Consider the following 16,838-nt stretch of genomic DNA (forward strand, 5'->3'; position numbering starts at 1 on the left):
AGTTCGCATCGCCGTGCTGAACGGCTACACCGCGCTCGGCATACCCGTCACTGTGGCCGTAGGATAGGTCCGTCCGGGGAAAGGGGAACCACGCTCAGACCCCGATTTGTGCAACAGCGCCCTGCTGACGGTGAAGGCCTCGTCATTACGGCGCTCATCCGTGATGACGCAGGCAATCTGATCGATCCGCCGCAAGGAACGCTCGCTCTGTATAGAACAGGCGGCGAGCGGCTCTGCTTCGAAGAAGAAGTGGTGCAGGTTCGCGGTAGCACGCCCGTGCCGCTTACCGCGAGTGAACCTGCCGATCCGAACAACCGCCTTCCCATGAACTTCGTCATCTTGCTGGATCGTTCCGGCTCGATGATGAACGTCATGGATGATGTGAAGGCGGCGGCGCAAGCCTTCGTGGATGATCTGCCCGACAACGCCACTTGCGCGGTCGGGGCGTTCGCTGATGAGGGCGGCAGCTTCGAGCCGTCCGAAGGGCTCGGAGTTGGTCAGTGCATTGCCTCCAATTTCCCGATGCACGGGGTGGAGGCAGGCGGCGGAACGGATCTGTTCGCCCCCCTCAAGGTCACGTATGAGTGGCTCGCCGAAGAAAGGGCTGGCCAGCAAAGCGCGGTCATCACCATCACAGATGGGGCTGTCAACAGGCAGACCGATTTGGCGCATGTTGTCCGCGATCTCAAAGGCAATGCGCTGACCTTCGTTTACTTCCTGGGTGGGCGCGAAGAGCGATATCTTCGTTCTCTCGCGGACAGCTACCTCACCCATGAAGGCGATCTCGCCGATCAACTGCCGCGCTACTTCGAAGTCTTGAGCGAGACCTATTCGAGCCAGACTGTGCTGCGGCAGGTGGCCTGCGGCTCGGGTGAAAGCGCTCAGCCATGAGTTGGCGCGATTTCAAAAAAGAGCAGGATCAACGGCGTCTCTGGAGCTTCGATCCAGACAGCCATGGTTCTGCGAGGTGGGCGGATAGCGCCCACCTCACCGCACGGGGCTACGGCCCTGATGGTCGCCATACCCTTGGTTATCTGCCTGCAAGAGTTGCTAAGGGCCGCGCTGTTCCCGTCACCTATGACGGGGATCGCCATGAGTTGATCGTCGCGCCGACGCGCGGCGGCAAGGGCGTCTCGGGCGCGATCCCTCGACTTCTGGAGCATCCTGGCAGCGTCATCGTGCTCGACATCAAGGACGGCGAGCTTGCCCTGATCACCGCCAAATACAGACGAGATGTTCTTGGCCAGAACCTCATCCTGATCGATCCGATGGATGTGGTTGCCAGCAAGCTTGGGCTCACCAGCTCGTCCTTCAATCCATGCGCCCGCATCCAGCCTTTCGGCGATGATGCCTTTGACGATGCCATGCTCGCCGCCGATAGCCTGGTCATCCCTGACGGCGGGGCGGAGTCACATTGGTCGGGCGAAGCGGCCAGCATGATTGCAGGCCTTCTGCTTCATGCCGCCGAACATGGCACGGCCAGTCTCAAGGGCGTGCGCCAAACCTTGAATGCCAGCCGAGATGACTTCCGCGCTACCATCGATCAAATGCTGGCCTCGCCCTTTGAGCTGGTCAGGGCTGCTGGCGGGCGGATCGATAACAAGGAAGAGCGTGAGCTGTCGGGGGTAATCTCGACCGCGCAGCGCAACACTCACTTCCTAGAAAGTAGCAGGCTGGCGGATTGCCTGTCTGGTTCGGACTTCGATCCCAAGGATATCGGCGAAAATACCAGCATCTATATCATCTTGCCCGCGCGCCGCATCGCTGTGGCGCGTCGGTTTCTGCGGGTGCTAATCGGCGCGCTGATTGCCAGCGTGACGGCGCTACCCAAAAGACCGTCCGTGCCCGTGATGTTCCTGCTGGAAGAAATGGCCACGCTGGATCGCATGTCCATTATCGAGCAAGCGGTCGGCCTGATGGCCGGATTTGGCATGCAGTTTGTCATGGTGGTACAGGACTTCACCCAGCTCAAAGAACTTTACAAAACACGCTGGGAGTCTTTCCTCGCCAATAGCGCGTCCATTCAGTGTTTCGGCACAAATGACCGCTTCACAGCGGATTATCTCTGTGCGCTTTGCGGCCAGACCAGTTTGCACCAGCTCAGCCTGGACAGTGCCATCGAGCGCGGGCGGATACTGGGCGATCCCAATTTCCGATCCAGCAGTGATGCCAGCCAGTCTCGCCGCCTGATTACCTCGGACGAGATGATGAGCCTGCATCCATCCGTGCAGGTGGTGGCGCTTGCCGCTGCCCGTCCGATGATCGGTTACAGGCCCGTCTACTTTCTGGAGAAGCGCTTCCGCGATAGGCGCGGCAAGCCGCTCTACAGCATTCATCCAAGCCGTGTGGGCCAGCCTATCACGCGGAGTGTGGATTTCACCGCGCCCGGTCTCGCGCTTGGCGCGATGCTCGGCGACTATTTGAATGTGGGGTAAGCCATGGGAAAATTTGCCATTCTGACATGCGCCAACATCGTCTTCGGATATGCTGCGCTCGTCATTGTCCTGCGGGGCGTGATCAACCTGCCGCTCTTCCATGCGTATTTCGCGCAAGTAATCGGGCTCTTGGGGCCGATCCCGCTGTTCATCACGGCGGTTTGGAGCGCGGTCCTTCTCTGGCAGGTGCGCCAGGTCTCGAACTTGCGCATTGTCGATCTGCCCGATGTTTCCGACGCACTTGCAAGAGGACAGCACGATCCTATCCGCTTGGCGAGCGACACTCCCGCCGCGCCTGAACTTCTGGCGCGCGGTTTGGTATGGCTTGCGATTTTCGCAATGCCGACCTGGCTCGGCTGGCCGATGCCGATCCTTTGGCCTGCGATGCTCTACGGGCTTTGGGCGCTGATCCGCTGGGCGCTCTGATAGCTAAAAGAAAAAGCCCCGAAGCGGGTGCGTCGCTTCGGGGCTTGTCTTGTCGTCGGGGCGGCTGGTCTTAAGCGGCGAGGCTCAAGCCTGCGCCATGCAGGCGGCAGTAGCATTCGATCAAACGCAAGCGATCATAGGTGACTGGTCTCGGGTAGCGTTTCGGCATCGTCCCGCAAGGCGCGGCTTCGAGGACGTATGCCATCCAGCGGTTGCAGACGTCTGGGAACATGTCCGTGACTTCGGGGTGACGGAAGGGGCGCTGATCTGGGAAGTAGAGCCGCCCGTCATAGTCCTCGATTTCGGCCAGAACGCGCCGCCATGCGGCGTAGGAGCCGACTTCTTCGTGCATGGCGCGGGCTGGAAGCCAGATGCGCTCTCTGTAGAGTTTGCGGTTGGCGATGTGGTGATCGGCCAAAACGATGATCTTGTCGTCCTTTGTGCTGATGGATGGGGTCATGGTGAGCTTTCTTTATCTATGGGGTCATGGGGTGGTTTCCGTTGTGCTTTATTGTCGGCATCGTTCTACATGGGTCCTCTTTCTTCCGGCAGGGGCTCTTGCCCGTGCTGGGGTAGATGTGGGAGGTTTCCGAAGAATTTCAGATTCGGGGCTAAGATACGGGGTTAGGTGAAAACGTGATCTGTCATTTTTATCAGTATGTTGCGACGTTATTTTTGAACGAAAAATGAGCCATGAAAAACCGCTACTGCATAGGCTCCAAGCTTCCCGAGGCGACCTTTCGCGCGCTCGTGCGGGCCTACTTCACAGGTGAGAATACCGAAGATGCCGCCAAGACAACCAAGACCAGCCATGCCACGGTCAAGAACCTCTACCGCCGCATCACGTACCGCCTGATCGATGATCTGGAAATCTTCAGCTTCCACCGCGAGTTACTGACCGACTGCTTCGAGACGGGAGGGCGGCGTGTGGAAACCCTCAAGCGCTGCCTCTGGCAATGCCCTGGTGACAAGGGCTATGGCGACTTGCCTGACCGGGATACCTGCGCCGAATGTCCCTTCGCCGCCGAATTCAGGGAAGGCATGCAGTACGACCACGCTGCGCTAGCCATGTTTTTCGAACGCCGTTCGCTTGCGCCTCTGAGCTCTTTCAGTTTCGTCAACCGCGCCGCCTACATATTTTCACAGCACCGAGTGTTCTATGGCTCCCATGATGCACGCCGACACGATGCAGCAAGCTTCATTGCGCGGCTCAAGAAAAGGCCACTCGGTTCGGCGGGATCAAAGGAGCAGATCGCAGATCGCTATGTGAACTTAAGAGGCACGCGCCCCCTTTGGTACGTTACCACGCACGGCGAGGCTTACTACTTGCCGGACCACGACATGATGTGAGTAATCGCTTCGCATCCGTTTCCGATTTGTCGCTGCCGCGCATCGCGGCCAGCGTCAAACGGCAATGCCTTGGATGGCCAGCTTTTCATCATCGAACAACGATGATGGGAAGATCAATGCCGAGAAAACGAACACGCGCTGCGAAGCAAGGTTCACCGCAAGTTTGCGGGGAGCGCATAAATTATGCTAAGCTAAAAGAAGATAAAGAATTCAAAGAGCCACGCTCTTTGTACAAGGCTTCCGAGATTGAAAAAGCTCGGGACCAAAATCTCAACAGATCGGCTGAAGAGCATCAGGGGCAATGTTTAACTGACGCCCCTGTGCGTCCTATCGCGCCTATGCGCAGATGGGCAGGTGTTTTGATGAGTACGAATGGTTTTGATAATGCGCCGGATTTGGCCAGCACTCTTGGGTTTATCCTCAAAAAAACAGGGAAACCCACATACAAAATTGACTACAAATTCTATCGCACTTTCTTCGGAGACGAGATTAGCGATGAGGACAAAGATCAATGGATAGATATCATGATCATATTCGGAAACGCGTTCTATGACGCTGGCTTTGCCTATGAGTTCCACGGCCAAGCCTGTGGAAAACATGAGGAAACTCAGGATGACTCTGCCGCTTGCGGCCAAGGTGTGCTAAGCTCACGAGACATCACCCTGAGAGAACAGTTCAACCTGTGCGCGGCTGAGTAGACGGCCTCGCGAAGAGAAGGAGGAGTCATGAATCATGTAGGAACAAAAGCGGCTACACAGACCAAGGCGCTGATCTATTGCCGCGTCTCGGACAAGAAGCAAAAGACGCAAGGCCACGGCCTCGAAAGTCAGGAACACCGCTGCCGCAAGTATGCCGAGGATCGCGGCTACGAAGTCGAGATGGTCTTCCCTGATGACATCACGGGCGGCGTGGACTTCATGAAGCGCCCAGGCATGCGCGCCATGCTGGCCTATCTCGACGCGAAGAACGAAGACAATTACGTGGTCATCTTCGATGATCCGAAGCGCTTCGCCCGCCATACCGAATTCCACCTCAAGCTTCGCCGCGAATTCGCGCAGCGCGGGGCGCGGGTCGAATGCCTGAACTTCACATTCGAGGACACGCCCGAGGGGCTGTTCGTTGAAACCGTGATCGCCGCCCAAGGCCAGCTTGAGCGCGAACAAAACCGCCGTCAGGTCATCCAGAAGATGACCGCCCGCGTTGAGAAGGGCTACTACGTCTTTCATCCGCCAATCGGCTATAAATACGAGCGCGTGGCTGCGCATGGGAAGATTCTGGTGCCAAACGAGCCAATCGCCTCAATCATCCGCGAGGCTCTGGAAGGCTTCGCCGATGGACGTTTCACCTCCCAAGTCGAAGTAAAGCGCTTCCTTGAGGGCAAGCCCGACTTCCCGAAGAGCGGCAAGAGCGGCTACGTCCACCCCACGAAGGTGCGCGACATGCTGGAGCGCTCTGTCTACGCTGGTTGTGTGGAAGCGCCGAATTGGGGCGTAACTCTGCGCAAAGGGCATCACGAGGCCCTGATCAGCTTCGCGACTTACGAGCGCATCCAGGCGCGTCTCAAAGGCACGCTGAACGCGCCAGCCCGCAAAGATATCAATCAGGACTTCCCGCTGCGCGGATTCGTCCTGTGCGATGATTGTGGGGAGCCGATGACCTCTTGCTGGTCGAAGGGCCGCAATCAGCTTTATCCTTACTATCTGTGCGACACGCCGAGTTGCGACTCCAAGCGCAAGTCGATCCGCCGCGCCGATATCGAGGAAGGGGCAGAAGCTCTCCTGCGTAGCCTGCAACCCGCTGCGCAGCTCTTCAAGCTCGCGAAGGCGATCTTCACCGATATCTGGGAGATGCGCCGCGCTGACGCCCTTGGGGCGCGGAAAGCTCTGGAAGCACAGGTCATTGATACCAGCAAGCAGATCGACAATCTGCTCGACCGTATCATGAACTCGTCCAGCCCGTCCGTGATCGGGGCGTATGAAAAGCGCATCGAAGAGCTGGAACGCGAGAAGATCAGACTGGCGGAACGGGCCGAGTCGGCGGTGCCCAGCGAGGCACGCCTGAGCGAATTTATCGAACCGGCCATGGAGTTCCTGGCAAGTCCTTGGAATATTTATAAAAATGGCAACTTCGCCCTCAAGAGAACGGTGCTCAAACTGGCTTTTGCAGAGCCATTGAGGTATAGCCGGAATGAGGGTTATCGAACCGCTGAAACTACCTTTCCTTTCAAGGTGTTAGCGGATTTTTCATCCCTAAAGTGCGGGATGGTGGGCGACCCTGGAATCGAACCAGGCGTGCGTCTCCGCGAGGGAGTTACAGTCCCCTGCCACACCTTGCGGCCTGTCGCCCACTGTCAGGTGAGTGTTGCACCTAACGTGGAGGCGTGATTACTAGCGGCACCAACGGGCGTCAACAGGAAAATACCAAGTTTTCTGCGCTGGCCTGAAATTCCTTTTGTCGGAGAGAGCAATGTCCAAGAAACCCACCAAGAAACCCCAGTGGGTCATCGAAAAGGAACAGGCCAAGAAGGCAGGCGCGAGCGAAACCGTCTGGTTGTTTGGCCTGCACGCGGTGCGCGATGCGCTGATGAACCCGCGCCGGGAGAAACTGCGGCTGATCGTGACGCTGAATGCCCAGAACAAGCTGGAAGAGGCCATCGCGGCTGCCGGGATCGAACCCGAGGTGGTCGATCCGCGCAAGTTCAACGCGCCGCTGGATCCCAATTCGGTGCACCAGGGCGCGGCGCTGGAGGTGAAACCGCTCAACTGGGGCAGTCTTGCGGAAAACTGCATCGGCGCCGAAGTGCCGCGGGTTCTGCTGCTGGACCGGGTGACTGACCCGCATAACGTTGGCGCGATTCTACGTTCGGCCGAGGTGCTGGGCGCCAGCGCCGTGATCGGCACCCGCCATCACTCGGCGCCCGAAACCGGCGCTCTGGCGAAAACCGCCAGCGGCGCGCTGGAACGTCAGCCCTATCTGCGGATGCGCAACCTCTCGGATACCATCACCGAGCTGCAGAATATGGGCTTTCTGGTGCTGGGCCTCGATGGCGAGGCAGAGCAGACCATCGAACAGGCGCTGGAAGGGCGCAAGGACCGCCCGGTGGCGCTGGTGCTCGGCGCCGAGGGGCCGGGGCTGCGGCAAAAGACCAAGGAAACCGTGGATCAGCTGGTGAAAATCGACTTTGCCGGGGGATTCGGATCGCTCAACGTCTCAAATGCTGCGGCAATCGCCCTATATGCTTCCAGAGAAAGATCCTAAGCAGACAGGAGGCAGGCATCGCACATTCCAGCATTTCCGGAGGTAAGATCCTCAGTTGTTGTTACTGCGGCGTTCAATCGGCCTTCGTGCCGGGTGGGCGTGGCATGTCCACGCTGATATGCGGAACCTGCGGGGCGCCGCTTTCGGCGCAAAAGGCCCGGCCACTGGCGCCGGGCAAGGGGGCCAAAACCCCGGCGACGGCTGTGCCCGCGTCGCGGTCCAAGATTTCGCACCAGCCTGCGCCGGTGAAACCCGCCTACAAGCCGAAGAAGAGCAAGCCGCGCAAGAAACGCAAAAGCATGTTTCAAAAGGTGTTGTCTGAGGCCTTTGACGTGATCGAAGATATTTTCGACTGAGGCAGGCTGGTGGGGTTTACCCGACGCCTTTCCGAATGAGATCAGACCGGCCCTGTGGCCGCAGACACACGGCGTTCACTTATTCGTAACACGCCTGTTCAGCCTGATACGCATGGGGCAGAATTGGGTCATCTCAAATTGATCCTGTGGAGTCGTCTCTTGTTTCTGCGCCTGTTCGTTCTGGTTGCTGCCGTCCTGTTGTCCGTCCCGCCCCGGGGCGCGCTGGCGGATTCGCCCCTGTTTGCGGCGCGCGAAGGGGTGGCGCTTGGCGGTTATGACACGGTGGCCTTTTTCGACGTCGGAGAGGCCGTGGCAGGGCAGGCGCGCTATTCGGTTATATGGAAAGGCGTCGTCTGGCGATTCACCTCTCAGAGCAATCAGATCCGGTTTGAAATGAACCCGCGCGCCTATGCACCGATGTTCGGTGGCTATTGCGCCTCTGCCATGGCGCGGGGCGTGTTGAAGGCCGGGGACCCGCAGCTGTGGGTGATTGTTGACGGGCGGCTGTTCCTATTGAACAATGAGGGGGCGCTGACGCGGTGGCGGGCACAGGCGGCGCAGCTGATCGCCGAAGCCGACGCCCATTGGCCCGCCGCGCTGCATCCCGAGTAAAGGGCGCGCCGCGGAAATGTCTTCTGCAACCCCTTCAAAACGCCTTCAAAACCCGGCCCCTTTAAAAAACTGTATTGCCCCCTACATAAGAATCAGGCCTGCGGAGTGGAACATCCGTAGACCTTTTTCACTGTCCCTCGTTCCATACCTCGCGCCCGGGATCCCTTCCGGGCGCTTTTTTCTTGGCGGGCATTGCGCAGTGTTGATGGGACGGTCCATTCCTGCCGTCGGTTTTCCTGCGCGCGATGCCGCGAATTTGGCTTTTCCGGGCCGCGGCGGCGCAGTAGGGTCTGGCCATGACCAGCTATAGCGACGACCTTTTGCGCAAGATTCTGAAACGGACCCGGACCATCGCGGTGGTGGGGGTGTCGATGAATTCTGTGCGCCCAAGCTACTATGTGGCGCGGTATCTCAGCCTCAAGGGGTATCGGGTGATTCCGGTCAACCCCGGCCACGCGGGCAAGCGACTGTTCGGCGCCACCGTGCGCGCCAGCCTGTCAGAGATCGATGAACCGGTACATATGGTCGATATCTTCCGCCGCTCTGAAGCGGTGCCACCCATTGTGGATGAGGCGCTGGAGTTGTTCGCGGATCTTCAGACCATCTGGATGCAGATCGGCGTCGAGAACGCCGAGGCCGCCGCCAAGGCCGAGGCGCGCGGCGTCGATGTAATTCAGAACCGCTGCCCCAAGATCGAATACCAGCGCCTGTTCGGCGAACTCCGCATGGGCGGTTTTGCCACCGGCATCATTTCCTCGAAACTGTAGCACGTTGGGGCAGGGGGGCTCCCGCCCGTCGCGCGTCACATCAAAGATATGAAGGCTCCCTTTGGGCCGGGCGCCGCGCTTACTCGCGGCAGGAAAGGATCTGCTGAGAGGCGCCTCAGGGGCAGGCCTGCCCTGAAGCGCCATGGCGAGTGTATGTCCGACCTGAACCGCCTCAAGGGTGAACCGCGCCTTGCGCGGCCGCTGGCGCAGCCCTTGACCCGGATCAGATCGGGCGTCTGGAGTAGCAGGGGTTAGCCTTTTGGGCGAGCGGCCTTTTCGGCGATGCCGCTGAGGCCCTGACGCTCTGCCAGGACCGTGAGGACATCATCCAGTGCCACATCGCGGGCGGCCAGCATGACCAGGAAATGATAAAGCACATCGGCGCCTTCGCTGGCGAGTTTCGCCCTGTCGTCCTTCACCGCTTCGATGATCGCCTCGATGGCCTCCTCGCCGAATTTCTCGGCGCATTTCTCGGGCCCCTTGGACAGGAGTTTTGCTGTCCAGGAGCTGCTAGCGTCCGCGCCCTTGCGGGAGAGGATGGTGGTTTCGAGATCGTGCAGCAGGGTCATGACGGTGGGCCTTTCTCAGCCGAGGCGCATCGGGATACCGGCGGCGGCCATGTGTTCCTTGGCCTCCTGGACGGTATATTCGCCGAAGTGGAAGATCGAAGCGGCCAGCACCGCCGAGGCGCCGCCCTTGGTAACACCTTCGACAAGGTGGTCAAGTGTGCCGACCCCGCCCGAGGCGATCACCGGCACGTCCACCGCATCGGAAATCGCGCGGGTCAGGGGCAGGTTGAAGCCGGATTTGGTGCCGTCACGGTCCATCGAGGTCAGCAGGATCTCGCCTGCGCCCTTGGCCACAACTGTCTTGGCAAACTCCACCGCGTCGATACCGGTTTCGCGGCGCCCGCCATGGGTGAAGATCTCCCATTTGCCGGGGGCGACGGTCTTTGCGTCGATCGCCACCACGATGCACTGGCTGCCAAACTGCGCGGCGGCCTCGGCCACCACATCGGGGTTGGCGACTGCGGCGGAATTGAAGGAGACCTTGTCGGCACCGGCCAGCAGAAGCGCGCGCACGTCTTCCTTGGTGCGTACACCGCCGCCCACGGTCAGAGGCACAAAGCATTGCTCGGCGGTGCGGCGCACCATGTCGAACATGGTGCCGCGGTTTTCATGGGTGGCGTGGATGTCGAGGAAACAGATCTCGTCCGCACCAGCGGCATCATAGGCCTTGGCCGCCTCCACGGGATCGCCCGCATCGCGCAGGCCGACGAAGTTCACGCCCTTGACCACGCGGCCATCAGCGACATCGAGACAGGGGATGATGCGGGTTTTCAGCATCTTCAGCTCTTTCTTTTCCGGAGTGCGCCGATCAATGCCAGAATGGCCCAGGAAAGACCAGCGCCCATGACAAAGGGGGCAAAGACAAGTGGCCCCCAGGCCGCGAACAGTCCAAGCGCGTAGGCGGTGTCGCTGATATCGCGGCCAAGAAGGTGGCAGGGCGTCGCAAAGCCTTCGTTGACGGCGCAGCCAAGCACCGCGCCGAGGAACCAGACCGCGCCAAAAGCCAGCGCCCAGAGCAGGAGGGGGCCAAGGGTCAGCAGCGCAAGGATGCGATGCGCATTGCGTCCGATGGCTGGTCCCTGTCCCGGCTCCTGCGCCATGGGATCAGCCTTTCAGGATGGCCAGCGCCTCAGCGAGGTCGATGGCGCCGTCATAAAGCGCGCGGCCCGAGATGGCGCCATTGAGCGGTGCACCGCAGGATTTCAGCGCTCGAAGGTCCTCAAGCGAGGAGACCCCGCCGGAGGCGATCACCGGGATCGAGACCGCATTGGCCAGATCGGCAGTGGCCTGCACGTTGGGGCCCTTCATCGCGCCATCGCGCATGATGTCGGTGTAGATGATGGCGGCAACGCCTGCGTCCTCGAAGGACCTCGCAAGATCGGTGACCATCACGTCGGTTTCCTCGGCCCAGCCTTTGGTCGCGACCTTGCCATTGCGGGCGTCGATGCCGACGGCCACCTTGCCGGGGAATTCGCGTGCTGCGTCGCGCACCAGATCGGGGTTTTCCACCGCCACGGTGCCAAGGATCACCCGGGCCAGCCCCTTGTCGATCCAATTTTCGACGGTCTTCATGTCACGGATGCCGCCGCCCAGCTGTGCGGGCACCTTGCATTGCTTCAGGATTTCCTCGACCGGGGCGGCATTCACCGGCTCACCTGCAAAGGCGCCGTTCAGATCGACAAGGTGCAGCCATTCGCAGCCCTTTTCGACGAACTCCAGCGCCTGGGCGGCGGGGTTGTCGTTAAACACGGTGGTCTTGTCCATGTCGCCATGCAGAAGGCGCACGGCCTGGCCTTCCTTGAGGTCAATGGCGGGATAAAGGATCATGTCGCTGGCCTTTGTCATCAATGGGCGCCGCCGGGCTGGCGGCAGGGTTTTGCCGGTTCTATGGCACGGTCGGCGCCGGGATTGCAACGCGACCCAAAGTCAAGCTTGCCTGAAAACCACATGCCGCGCCAAGGTGGGGCAAACAGGGAGGTTTTGAGATGAAGACAGTCACATTGGGTCTGGCGCTGGCGATGTCGCTGGCCACCGGCGCGCTGGCCGATCAGGTTGCTGGCAAATGGAAGACCGAGGAGGGCGATGAAGGCGGTTATTTGCACGTGGATATTTCGCCCTGCGGCGCCAGCATTTGCGGCACCATCGCCACCGCCTATGACGCAAATGGCGGCGTGTCGGCGGATTATGAGCATCTGGGCAAGAAGCTGATCTGGGATATGAAGGCCGATGGTGGCGGCAGCTATTCGGGGGGTAAGATCTGGGCGCCGGATGCGGACAAGACCTACAAGTCCAAGATGCCGCTGGACGGCAACCGCCTGACCGTCAAGGGCTGCGTCGCAGGCGGGCTGATCTGCCGGGGACAGACCTGGAAACGGGTCAACTGAGAAACGGGTGAAGTGATCTCCCGCCGCATGGACGCGCCGGGATGTTGATCATAGCAGCCCAAGCTGAACCGGGATCGGCACAAAACCACGGCGGACCTGCCGGTCCCGCACCGTTTCGAACAGATGCATCGCCTCGGCGTGCTGGTTGAAATAGGCGCGCCGTTCCTGACCTCCGGGGGCGGCGATCGGACCCAGGGCCTGCTCGACGCACCAGTCGCCAAACAGGGTCTGGCTCAGCCGCAGCACGCAATAGCGGTGGCGGCCGTCGATATGGTCGAATTTTTCCAGTCTGATCTGCAAAGGGGCGGGGCCTGAACGGGTTTCACACCGGATCCGTATGCCGCGAAGCGGGCGCCCTGTCCATCGCTGTGCCGTCACAATTGCCGTATGTGTCATTGCTGTGTGGCATGGGGCTGCGTGGTAGGGGCTAAGGCCAGCCCCCGCAGGGGGGGCTGGCAGATTGCTAGGATGATCAGAAAAGGAAATCACCCACCGAGAGGTCATCAAGGCTGACGCCGTTCAGGATGATGACGTTCTGCCCGTCATCGCCCATGTCGTAGATGACGCGGCTGCCCGTGTCGGTCGCGGCATCGACAAAGGCGTCGAGGCTGGTCGCCTCATCCGTGAAGGCGGAGAGGTCCAGCACGTCCTCACCAATGGTGAAGTCCCGGACCACGTCGCGGCCAAAGTTGCCTTTGAAGATAAAGGTATCCTCTCCGCCGCCACCGATCAGCTTGTCGCGGCCGCCGCCGCCGTTCAGCACGTCGTTATGCGCACCGCCTTTCAGCTTGTCCGCGTGGGCGCCGCCCAGCAGAGTATCCTCGCCTTTGCCGCCTTTCAGAACGTCACGGCCAAGACCGCCTTTCAGCTTGTCGTCCTGCGCACCGCCGAGCAGCGTGTCACGGCCCGTGGCGCCGATCAGAACGTCCTCGCCGCGATTGCCCTGCAGACGGTCATTGCCAAGGCCGCCTTTCAGCCGGTCATCATTGCCGTAGCCGCTGAAGCTGTCATCACCGGCGGAGCCGAAGAAGCGGATGTCCTGCGCTTTCAGCTGATCGATCAGCGGATCGAAATCCGCGTCCAGCATGCCGTAGATCAGCGCCGCCGAGGCATCGGCGCCATCAACAGCGGGGGCGAACTCGATGGAATAATCCAGCTGATCCAGCGCGATGTCCTGGGTCCCGTTCGCTGCGTCGGTTGCGGTGGCGCCATAGCCCAGTTCAATTCCGCTGACTGTCCCGCTGAGCGTGTGGGTGCTCATGCTGTAAACAATGTCATCGCGCAGGATATAGGCCTGTGCATCCGGGGTTGCGGTGTCGGTGATCTGTGCCTCGGCGCCGGCGTAATCGCCGCCCAGGCCGTTGGAGAAGACACCGCGCCCGGCGGATTCGAAATTGGCGCTGAAGTCTTCGATATAGGCGGTGAAGTCGGTAACCTTGCGGTTGCCGGTTGTGATGGTGATCGTCATGGCATCTCCTGTGCCGACCTTCCGCTGATCGCATGACAAGCGTCAGATGGGGCCGGGCGTGACCGTGTTCGCGTTGCGAATTTCGAGTGATTTGCTGGGTCTGGGATGCGGCTGAGCTGCTGCATGGTGACTGGGCATTGGGCCACAGAGTCCGGTACCTGGCAGGGCTGTGCTACTCAGCCTGATAAAAATTGTCAAGAAAGGGCGGGTGGAAAACGCGGCTGCGCGTGAGGGGGGCGGTTCGTCTGGCGAAAACGCCGGTGCCGGACTGCGGGAGGGCAGCCCGGCGGGAACAACGCGCCAGATTGGAAGCTTCACCCGCGGCGCGTTGATCTCTGGGACCGGTCCGACTGTGTCGTCAGACCGGTCTATCAGTTATGCCTATCCGGCAGGTCTATCAGACGGCGCCGGTGTATTCGCCGCGCGCCGGATAGTCGTTGGCGATGGCGAAATCGAGCGCCGAGACCAGTTCCGAGAAATGCGGACGCACGAAGGGCATGGTCTGCACCGAGCCGTAGTAGAGGGTCTGCTCGGGGGTCACCATGAACAGGCCGGGTTCAGAGAACAGCGCGGGCTCTTCCAGACCGATCGAGGTGGTGCCGCGCGAGGTCGAGATGTAGAGACCCCATTGCTTTGCCACGTCCAGCGGCAGATCATAGGCAAAGCGCAGGGATTTGGCTTCGATCTTGTCGGCCATCGCCTGGGCGCGCTCTTCGCCGTCGGCGCTGATGGCGATGGTGGCAACGCCGCGCTCAGCGAAATCGGCGGTCTTCTTTTCCAGCTCTTTCAGGTAGTTGGCGCAGATCGGGCAGTGCAGGCCCCGGTAAAAGCAGATCACGGTGCCGCGTTCGCTGTCTGCCTTGGACAGATCAAAGGTGCCGCCGCCGAGCAGCGGCAGGGACAGGTTCGGGGTTTTCTGGCGGGGGATCAGCATTGCAGGTCTCCGAGTATGAATGTTGCTGCCGCAATAAGCGGCCGTGAGTGATGGTGGTGGCCTTGTGCAACGGATCTGGGCTTGAAAAATCCGAAAAATCTGACAAAAACACCGGAACTCTGCACGGGAGAGAGATAATGGACAGATTGTCGAGCCTGATGGCCCGGTTTCGCATGACGGTCGAGGTGGCAACGCCGGAGGCGGCAAACCTGCGTGTCTATACCGATCCGGACGGGGCTTTGGCGCGGCTTGTGTTCTTTGCCGGTGGGGCGGTGCCGCAGGCAGAAGACGGACCCAGCCTTGCGCTGCGGGTGGACTGGGCCGGGGAGCATAATCCGCTGGTGGCTGCATTGCCGGTGCGGGTCGAAGTGGCTTTGGCCGACGCGACAGGGCTGTGCGCGGTGCTCGATCTGATGCAGCAGGAGTTGGCCGTGCACCGCTGCGGCGCCGAGAGTATTCTGGCCAGCCTGGGGCAGGCGGCCATGGTGCGGCTGTTGAGGCACCTAATCGAGGTGGGCACGGCGGAGCCGGGCCTGTTGGCGGGGCTTTCTGATGCGCGGCTGGCCCGCGCCATCGTGGCGATGCATGACCATCCGGGCCGGGTCTGGACCACGCAAGATCTAGCGACCGAGGCGGGCCTGTCCCTGTCACGGTTTTCCGAGTTGTTTTCCCAGCAGGTCGGGGAAAGCCCGATGCACTATCTGCGGCGCTGGCGGCTGACGCTGGCGCGTCAGGACATGCTGCGCGGCGACCGGGTCGAGGCGGTGGCACGCCGCTATGCCTATGATTCCCCCGAAGGCTTCACCCGCGCCTTTCGCAAGGCCTATGGCTGCGCTCCGGTGTCTTTACGCAAAAGCGCAGCCTAGGCTGCAGGCAAAATGACCGGGGGCAGGAGGCTCAGGGCGCCCAGGTCAGGAAATTGCCGATCATGCGCAGGCCGACGTGCTGGCTTTTTTCCGGGTGGAACTGCATGCCCAGCATGGTGCCTTTGCCGATGACAGCGGTGACATCGCCGCCATAGTCCACATGCGCCAGCCGTTCGGCCGGATCCGCCACGCGGAAATGGTAGGAGTGCACGAAGTAGCAGTGATCGCCAGATGAAATGCCCGCAAAAACTGGGTGATCGTGGTCGATCACTAGATCGTTCCAGCCCATATGCGGCACCTTCAGGGCGGGATCCTCGGGGGTGATCTTCACAACGTCGCCGCCCACCCAGTCCAGGCCGGGGGTGTCTTCGTATTCATGGCCGGTGGTGGCCATCAGCTGCATGCCGACACAGATTCCAAGGAAAGGACGTCCCTTGTCCTCGACCGCGTGGACCATGGCATCATAGATGCCCTTGTGACCGCGCAGCTCGGCGGCGCACGCGGGAAAGGCACCATCGCCGGGCAGCACCAGACGGTCTGCGCGGGCCACAACATCGGCGTCGGATGTGACCACAACCTCACCCGCGTCCATTTCGCGCGCCATGCGCTGAAAGGCCTTTTCGGCAGAGTGGAGATTGCCGCTTTCGTAATCGATGATCGCCGTCAGCATGGGGCCTGGTCCTTCCTGTCTTGCGTCTTTGAAGTGGCCGGAAACCGTCCCGGGGTCAAGAGGGCGCTACAGGCTCAAGTCGGTCCAGCAGGGCGATCACCTGCGTCAAAGGGCCGTCGTCGATGGGGGGCGGCGGGTTGCCGAACTCCCCGGCGAGGTAGAGCAGGGTAAACCCGTGGATCAGCGACCAGATCTGGGTTTCAACCACCAACCGGTCCTGACCGGGCGCCACAAAGGGCGCGGCCACCGCGCGTAAGGTCAGATAGGCGTCGGCCTCTTCCTTGCCGCCGCCATGGACCAGACCCGCAAGTCCCTGATCGCCAAAGATCACCGCGAGGATGCCGGGATGATCCAGCCCGAATTGCAGATAGCCCCGGCACAGCGAGTGGACCCGCCCGCGGGGATCCTGCGCGCCGCTGTCGCAGGCGCTTTGCAGGTAGGAAGAGAACAGACGAAAGCCTTCCTCGGCGATGGCTTGTTTCAGCCCCGCCAGCCCGTCGAAGTGATGCGCGGGCGCCGCGTGCGACACCCCGGCGCGTGCAGCGCATTTGCGCAAAGACAGCGCGCTGAGGCCGCCTTCCTCCAGGAGATCGATGCCTGCCTTGATCAGAGCGGCCTTCAGGTCGCCGTGGTGGTGGCGGCTTTTCACGTCTTCATTTGTCATGCGGCAGGTATCGCCCTTCATCTTGACGGCGTCAAGTTTGCCTGTCAGATGTTAACTTGACAGTGTAAAGTTTGAGTCG

21 protein-coding genes, 1 tRNA gene and 1 pseudogene are annotated in these 16,838 nt (G+C 60.9%); 12 read left to right on the plus strand and 11 right to left on the minus strand.

Annotated features, from left to right (window positions below):
- Window positions 1–108: 108 nt before the first annotated feature.
- From SM763_RS15665 to SM763_RS15675, 3 genes are read left to right on the plus strand one after another with little or no spacing between them, the layout of a single operon-like run.
- Entirely contained in the window at window positions 109–891 is a 783-nt protein-coding gene (locus tag SM763_RS15665) for a VWA domain-containing protein (protein WP_368999111.1), read from the plus strand.
- Entirely contained in the window at window positions 888–2,435 is a 1,548-nt protein-coding gene (locus SM763_RS15670) for a type IV secretory system conjugative DNA transfer family protein (RefSeq protein ID WP_368999112.1), read from the plus strand. The genes SM763_RS15665 and SM763_RS15670 overlap by 4 nt, the downstream gene beginning before the upstream one ends.
- 3 nt (window positions 2,436–2,438) lie before the next feature.
- Window positions 2,439–2,861: a hypothetical protein gene (locus tag SM763_RS15675; protein WP_368999113.1), complete on the plus strand. Its 423-nt coding sequence runs from the start codon at window positions 2,439–2,441 to the stop codon at window positions 2,859–2,861.
- A 70-nt stretch (window positions 2,862–2,931) separates the two neighbouring features.
- Here SM763_RS15675 and SM763_RS15680 read toward each other — a convergent pair whose 3' ends face one another.
- Window positions 2,932–3,321: a hypothetical protein gene (locus SM763_RS15680; protein WP_091846436.1), complete on the minus strand. Its 390-nt coding sequence runs from the start codon at window positions 3,319–3,321 to the stop codon at window positions 2,932–2,934.
- A gap of 233 nt (window positions 3,322–3,554) precedes the next feature.
- Between SM763_RS15680 and SM763_RS15685 the strand changes: the two genes are divergently transcribed.
- From SM763_RS15685 to SM763_RS15695, 3 genes and pseudogenes are all read left to right on the plus strand, one after another.
- Window positions 3,555–4,211 (plus strand): hypothetical protein, encoded by a 657-nt coding sequence (locus tag SM763_RS15685; protein ID WP_368999114.1) that lies wholly within the window; start codon window positions 3,555–3,557, stop codon window positions 4,209–4,211.
- Window positions 4,208–4,909 carry a hypothetical protein gene (locus SM763_RS15690; RefSeq protein ID WP_368999115.1) on the plus strand — a complete coding sequence of 234 codons (702 nt, stop codon included), beginning with the start codon at window positions 4,208–4,210 and terminating at the stop codon, window positions 4,907–4,909. The genes SM763_RS15685 and SM763_RS15690 overlap by 4 nt, the downstream gene beginning before the upstream one ends.
- Before the next feature lie 27 nt (window positions 4,910–4,936).
- Window positions 4,937–5,914: pseudogene (locus SM763_RS15695) on the plus strand (recombinase family protein); the annotation flags it as partial.
- A gap of 559 nt (window positions 5,915–6,473) precedes the next feature.
- Here SM763_RS15695 and SM763_RS15700 read toward each other — a convergent pair.
- Window positions 6,474–6,557 (minus strand) — tRNA-Tyr (locus SM763_RS15700).
- A gap of 120 nt (window positions 6,558–6,677) precedes the next feature.
- On the opposite strand from SM763_RS15700, the gene rlmB reads away from it, so the two are divergent.
- The 4 genes from rlmB to SM763_RS15720 all read left to right on the plus strand — a co-directional run bounded on the left by rlmB (window position 6,678) and on the right by SM763_RS15720 (window position 9,204).
- The gene (gene rlmB, locus SM763_RS15705) at window positions 6,678–7,469 is read left to right on the plus strand and encodes a 23S rRNA (guanosine(2251)-2'-O)-methyltransferase RlmB (RefSeq protein ID WP_065273016.1); all 792 of its coding nucleotides are present in this window, start codon (window positions 6,678–6,680) and stop codon (window positions 7,467–7,469) included.
- A 104-nt stretch (window positions 7,470–7,573) separates the two neighbouring features.
- A complete protein-coding gene (locus SM763_RS15710; protein WP_274833000.1) occupies window positions 7,574–7,825 on the plus strand; it encodes a hypothetical protein in 252 nt (83 codons plus the stop codon).
- 159 nt (window positions 7,826–7,984) lie between these two features.
- Complete coding sequence (locus tag SM763_RS15715; protein WP_368999116.1) at window positions 7,985–8,437, plus strand: YHS domain-containing (seleno)protein; 453 nt, start codon at window positions 7,985–7,987, stop codon at window positions 8,435–8,437.
- 296 nt (window positions 8,438–8,733) lie between these two features.
- Window positions 8,734–9,204, plus strand: coding sequence for a CoA-binding protein (locus tag SM763_RS15720; RefSeq protein WP_368999117.1), 471 nt, complete (start codon window positions 8,734–8,736; stop codon window positions 9,202–9,204).
- Window positions 9,205–9,455: 251 nt separating this feature from the next.
- On the opposite strand, the gene SM763_RS15725 is transcribed toward SM763_RS15720, so the two are convergent.
- The 4 genes from SM763_RS15725 to hisA are packed head-to-tail and all read right to left on the minus strand — an operon-like array spanning window position 9,456 to window position 11,600.
- Window positions 9,456–9,773 (minus strand): phosphoribosyl-ATP diphosphatase, encoded by a 318-nt coding sequence (locus SM763_RS15725; protein ID WP_368999118.1) that lies wholly within the window; start codon window positions 9,771–9,773, stop codon window positions 9,456–9,458.
- A gap of 15 nt (window positions 9,774–9,788) precedes the next feature.
- On the minus strand, window positions 9,789–10,550 hold the full coding sequence (hisF, locus tag SM763_RS15730; protein WP_368999119.1) for an imidazole glycerol phosphate synthase subunit HisF: 762 nt from the start codon (window positions 10,548–10,550) through the stop codon (window positions 9,789–9,791).
- A 2-nt stretch (window positions 10,551–10,552) separates the two neighbouring features.
- A complete protein-coding gene (locus SM763_RS15735) occupies window positions 10,553–10,873 on the minus strand; it encodes a hypothetical protein (RefSeq protein WP_368999120.1) in 321 nt (106 codons plus the stop codon).
- A 4-nt stretch (window positions 10,874–10,877) separates the two neighbouring features.
- On the minus strand, window positions 10,878–11,600 hold the full coding sequence (gene hisA, locus SM763_RS15740; RefSeq protein WP_368999197.1) for a 1-(5-phosphoribosyl)-5-[(5-phosphoribosylamino)methylideneamino]imidazole-4-carboxamide isomerase: 723 nt from the start codon (window positions 11,598–11,600) through the stop codon (window positions 10,878–10,880).
- Between the two features lie 158 nt (window positions 11,601–11,758).
- Here hisA and SM763_RS15745 point away from each other — a divergent pair, with 158 nt between their 5' ends.
- A complete protein-coding gene (locus tag SM763_RS15745; protein WP_368999121.1) occupies window positions 11,759–12,157 on the plus strand; it encodes a DUF2147 domain-containing protein in 399 nt (132 codons plus the stop codon).
- Between the two features lie 48 nt (window positions 12,158–12,205).
- Here SM763_RS15745 and SM763_RS15750 read toward each other — a convergent pair whose 3' ends face one another.
- The 3 genes from SM763_RS15750 to SM763_RS15760 all read right to left on the minus strand — a co-directional run bounded on the left by SM763_RS15750 (window position 12,206) and on the right by SM763_RS15760 (window position 14,559).
- On the minus strand, window positions 12,206–12,457 hold the full coding sequence (locus SM763_RS15750) for a WGR domain-containing protein (protein ID WP_065273023.1): 252 nt from the start codon (window positions 12,455–12,457) through the stop codon (window positions 12,206–12,208).
- 172 nt (window positions 12,458–12,629) lie between these two features.
- Window positions 12,630–13,625, minus strand: a complete 996-nt coding sequence (locus SM763_RS15755; RefSeq protein WP_368999122.1) for a calcium-binding protein — start codon at window positions 13,623–13,625, stop codon at window positions 12,630–12,632.
- Window positions 13,626–14,022: 397 nt separating this feature from the next.
- Entirely contained in the window at window positions 14,023–14,559 is a 537-nt protein-coding gene (locus tag SM763_RS15760) for a peroxiredoxin-like family protein (RefSeq protein ID WP_368999123.1), read from the minus strand.
- Between the two features lie 137 nt (window positions 14,560–14,696).
- Between SM763_RS15760 and SM763_RS15765 the strand changes: the two genes are divergently transcribed.
- Window positions 14,697–15,425 carry a helix-turn-helix transcriptional regulator gene (locus tag SM763_RS15765; RefSeq protein WP_065273784.1) on the plus strand — a complete coding sequence of 243 codons (729 nt, stop codon included), beginning with the start codon at window positions 14,697–14,699 and terminating at the stop codon, window positions 15,423–15,425.
- 31 nt (window positions 15,426–15,456) lie between these two features.
- Here SM763_RS15765 and hisH read toward each other — a convergent pair whose 3' ends face one another.
- Both hisH and SM763_RS15775 read right to left on the minus strand, forming a co-directional pair.
- Window positions 15,457–16,095 (minus strand): imidazole glycerol phosphate synthase subunit HisH, encoded by a 639-nt coding sequence (hisH, locus tag SM763_RS15770; RefSeq protein WP_065273025.1) that lies wholly within the window; start codon window positions 16,093–16,095, stop codon window positions 15,457–15,459.
- 55 nt (window positions 16,096–16,150) lie between these two features.
- Entirely contained in the window at window positions 16,151–16,759 is a 609-nt protein-coding gene (locus tag SM763_RS15775; RefSeq protein ID WP_368999124.1) for a TetR/AcrR family transcriptional regulator, read from the minus strand.
- Window positions 16,760–16,838: the final 79 nt, after the last annotated feature.

The sequence above is a fragment of the Pseudophaeobacter sp. C1-32P7 genome, assembly GCF_041008775.1.
Lineage (GTDB): Bacteria > Pseudomonadota > Alphaproteobacteria > Rhodobacterales > Rhodobacteraceae > Phycobacter > Phycobacter gallaeciensis_A.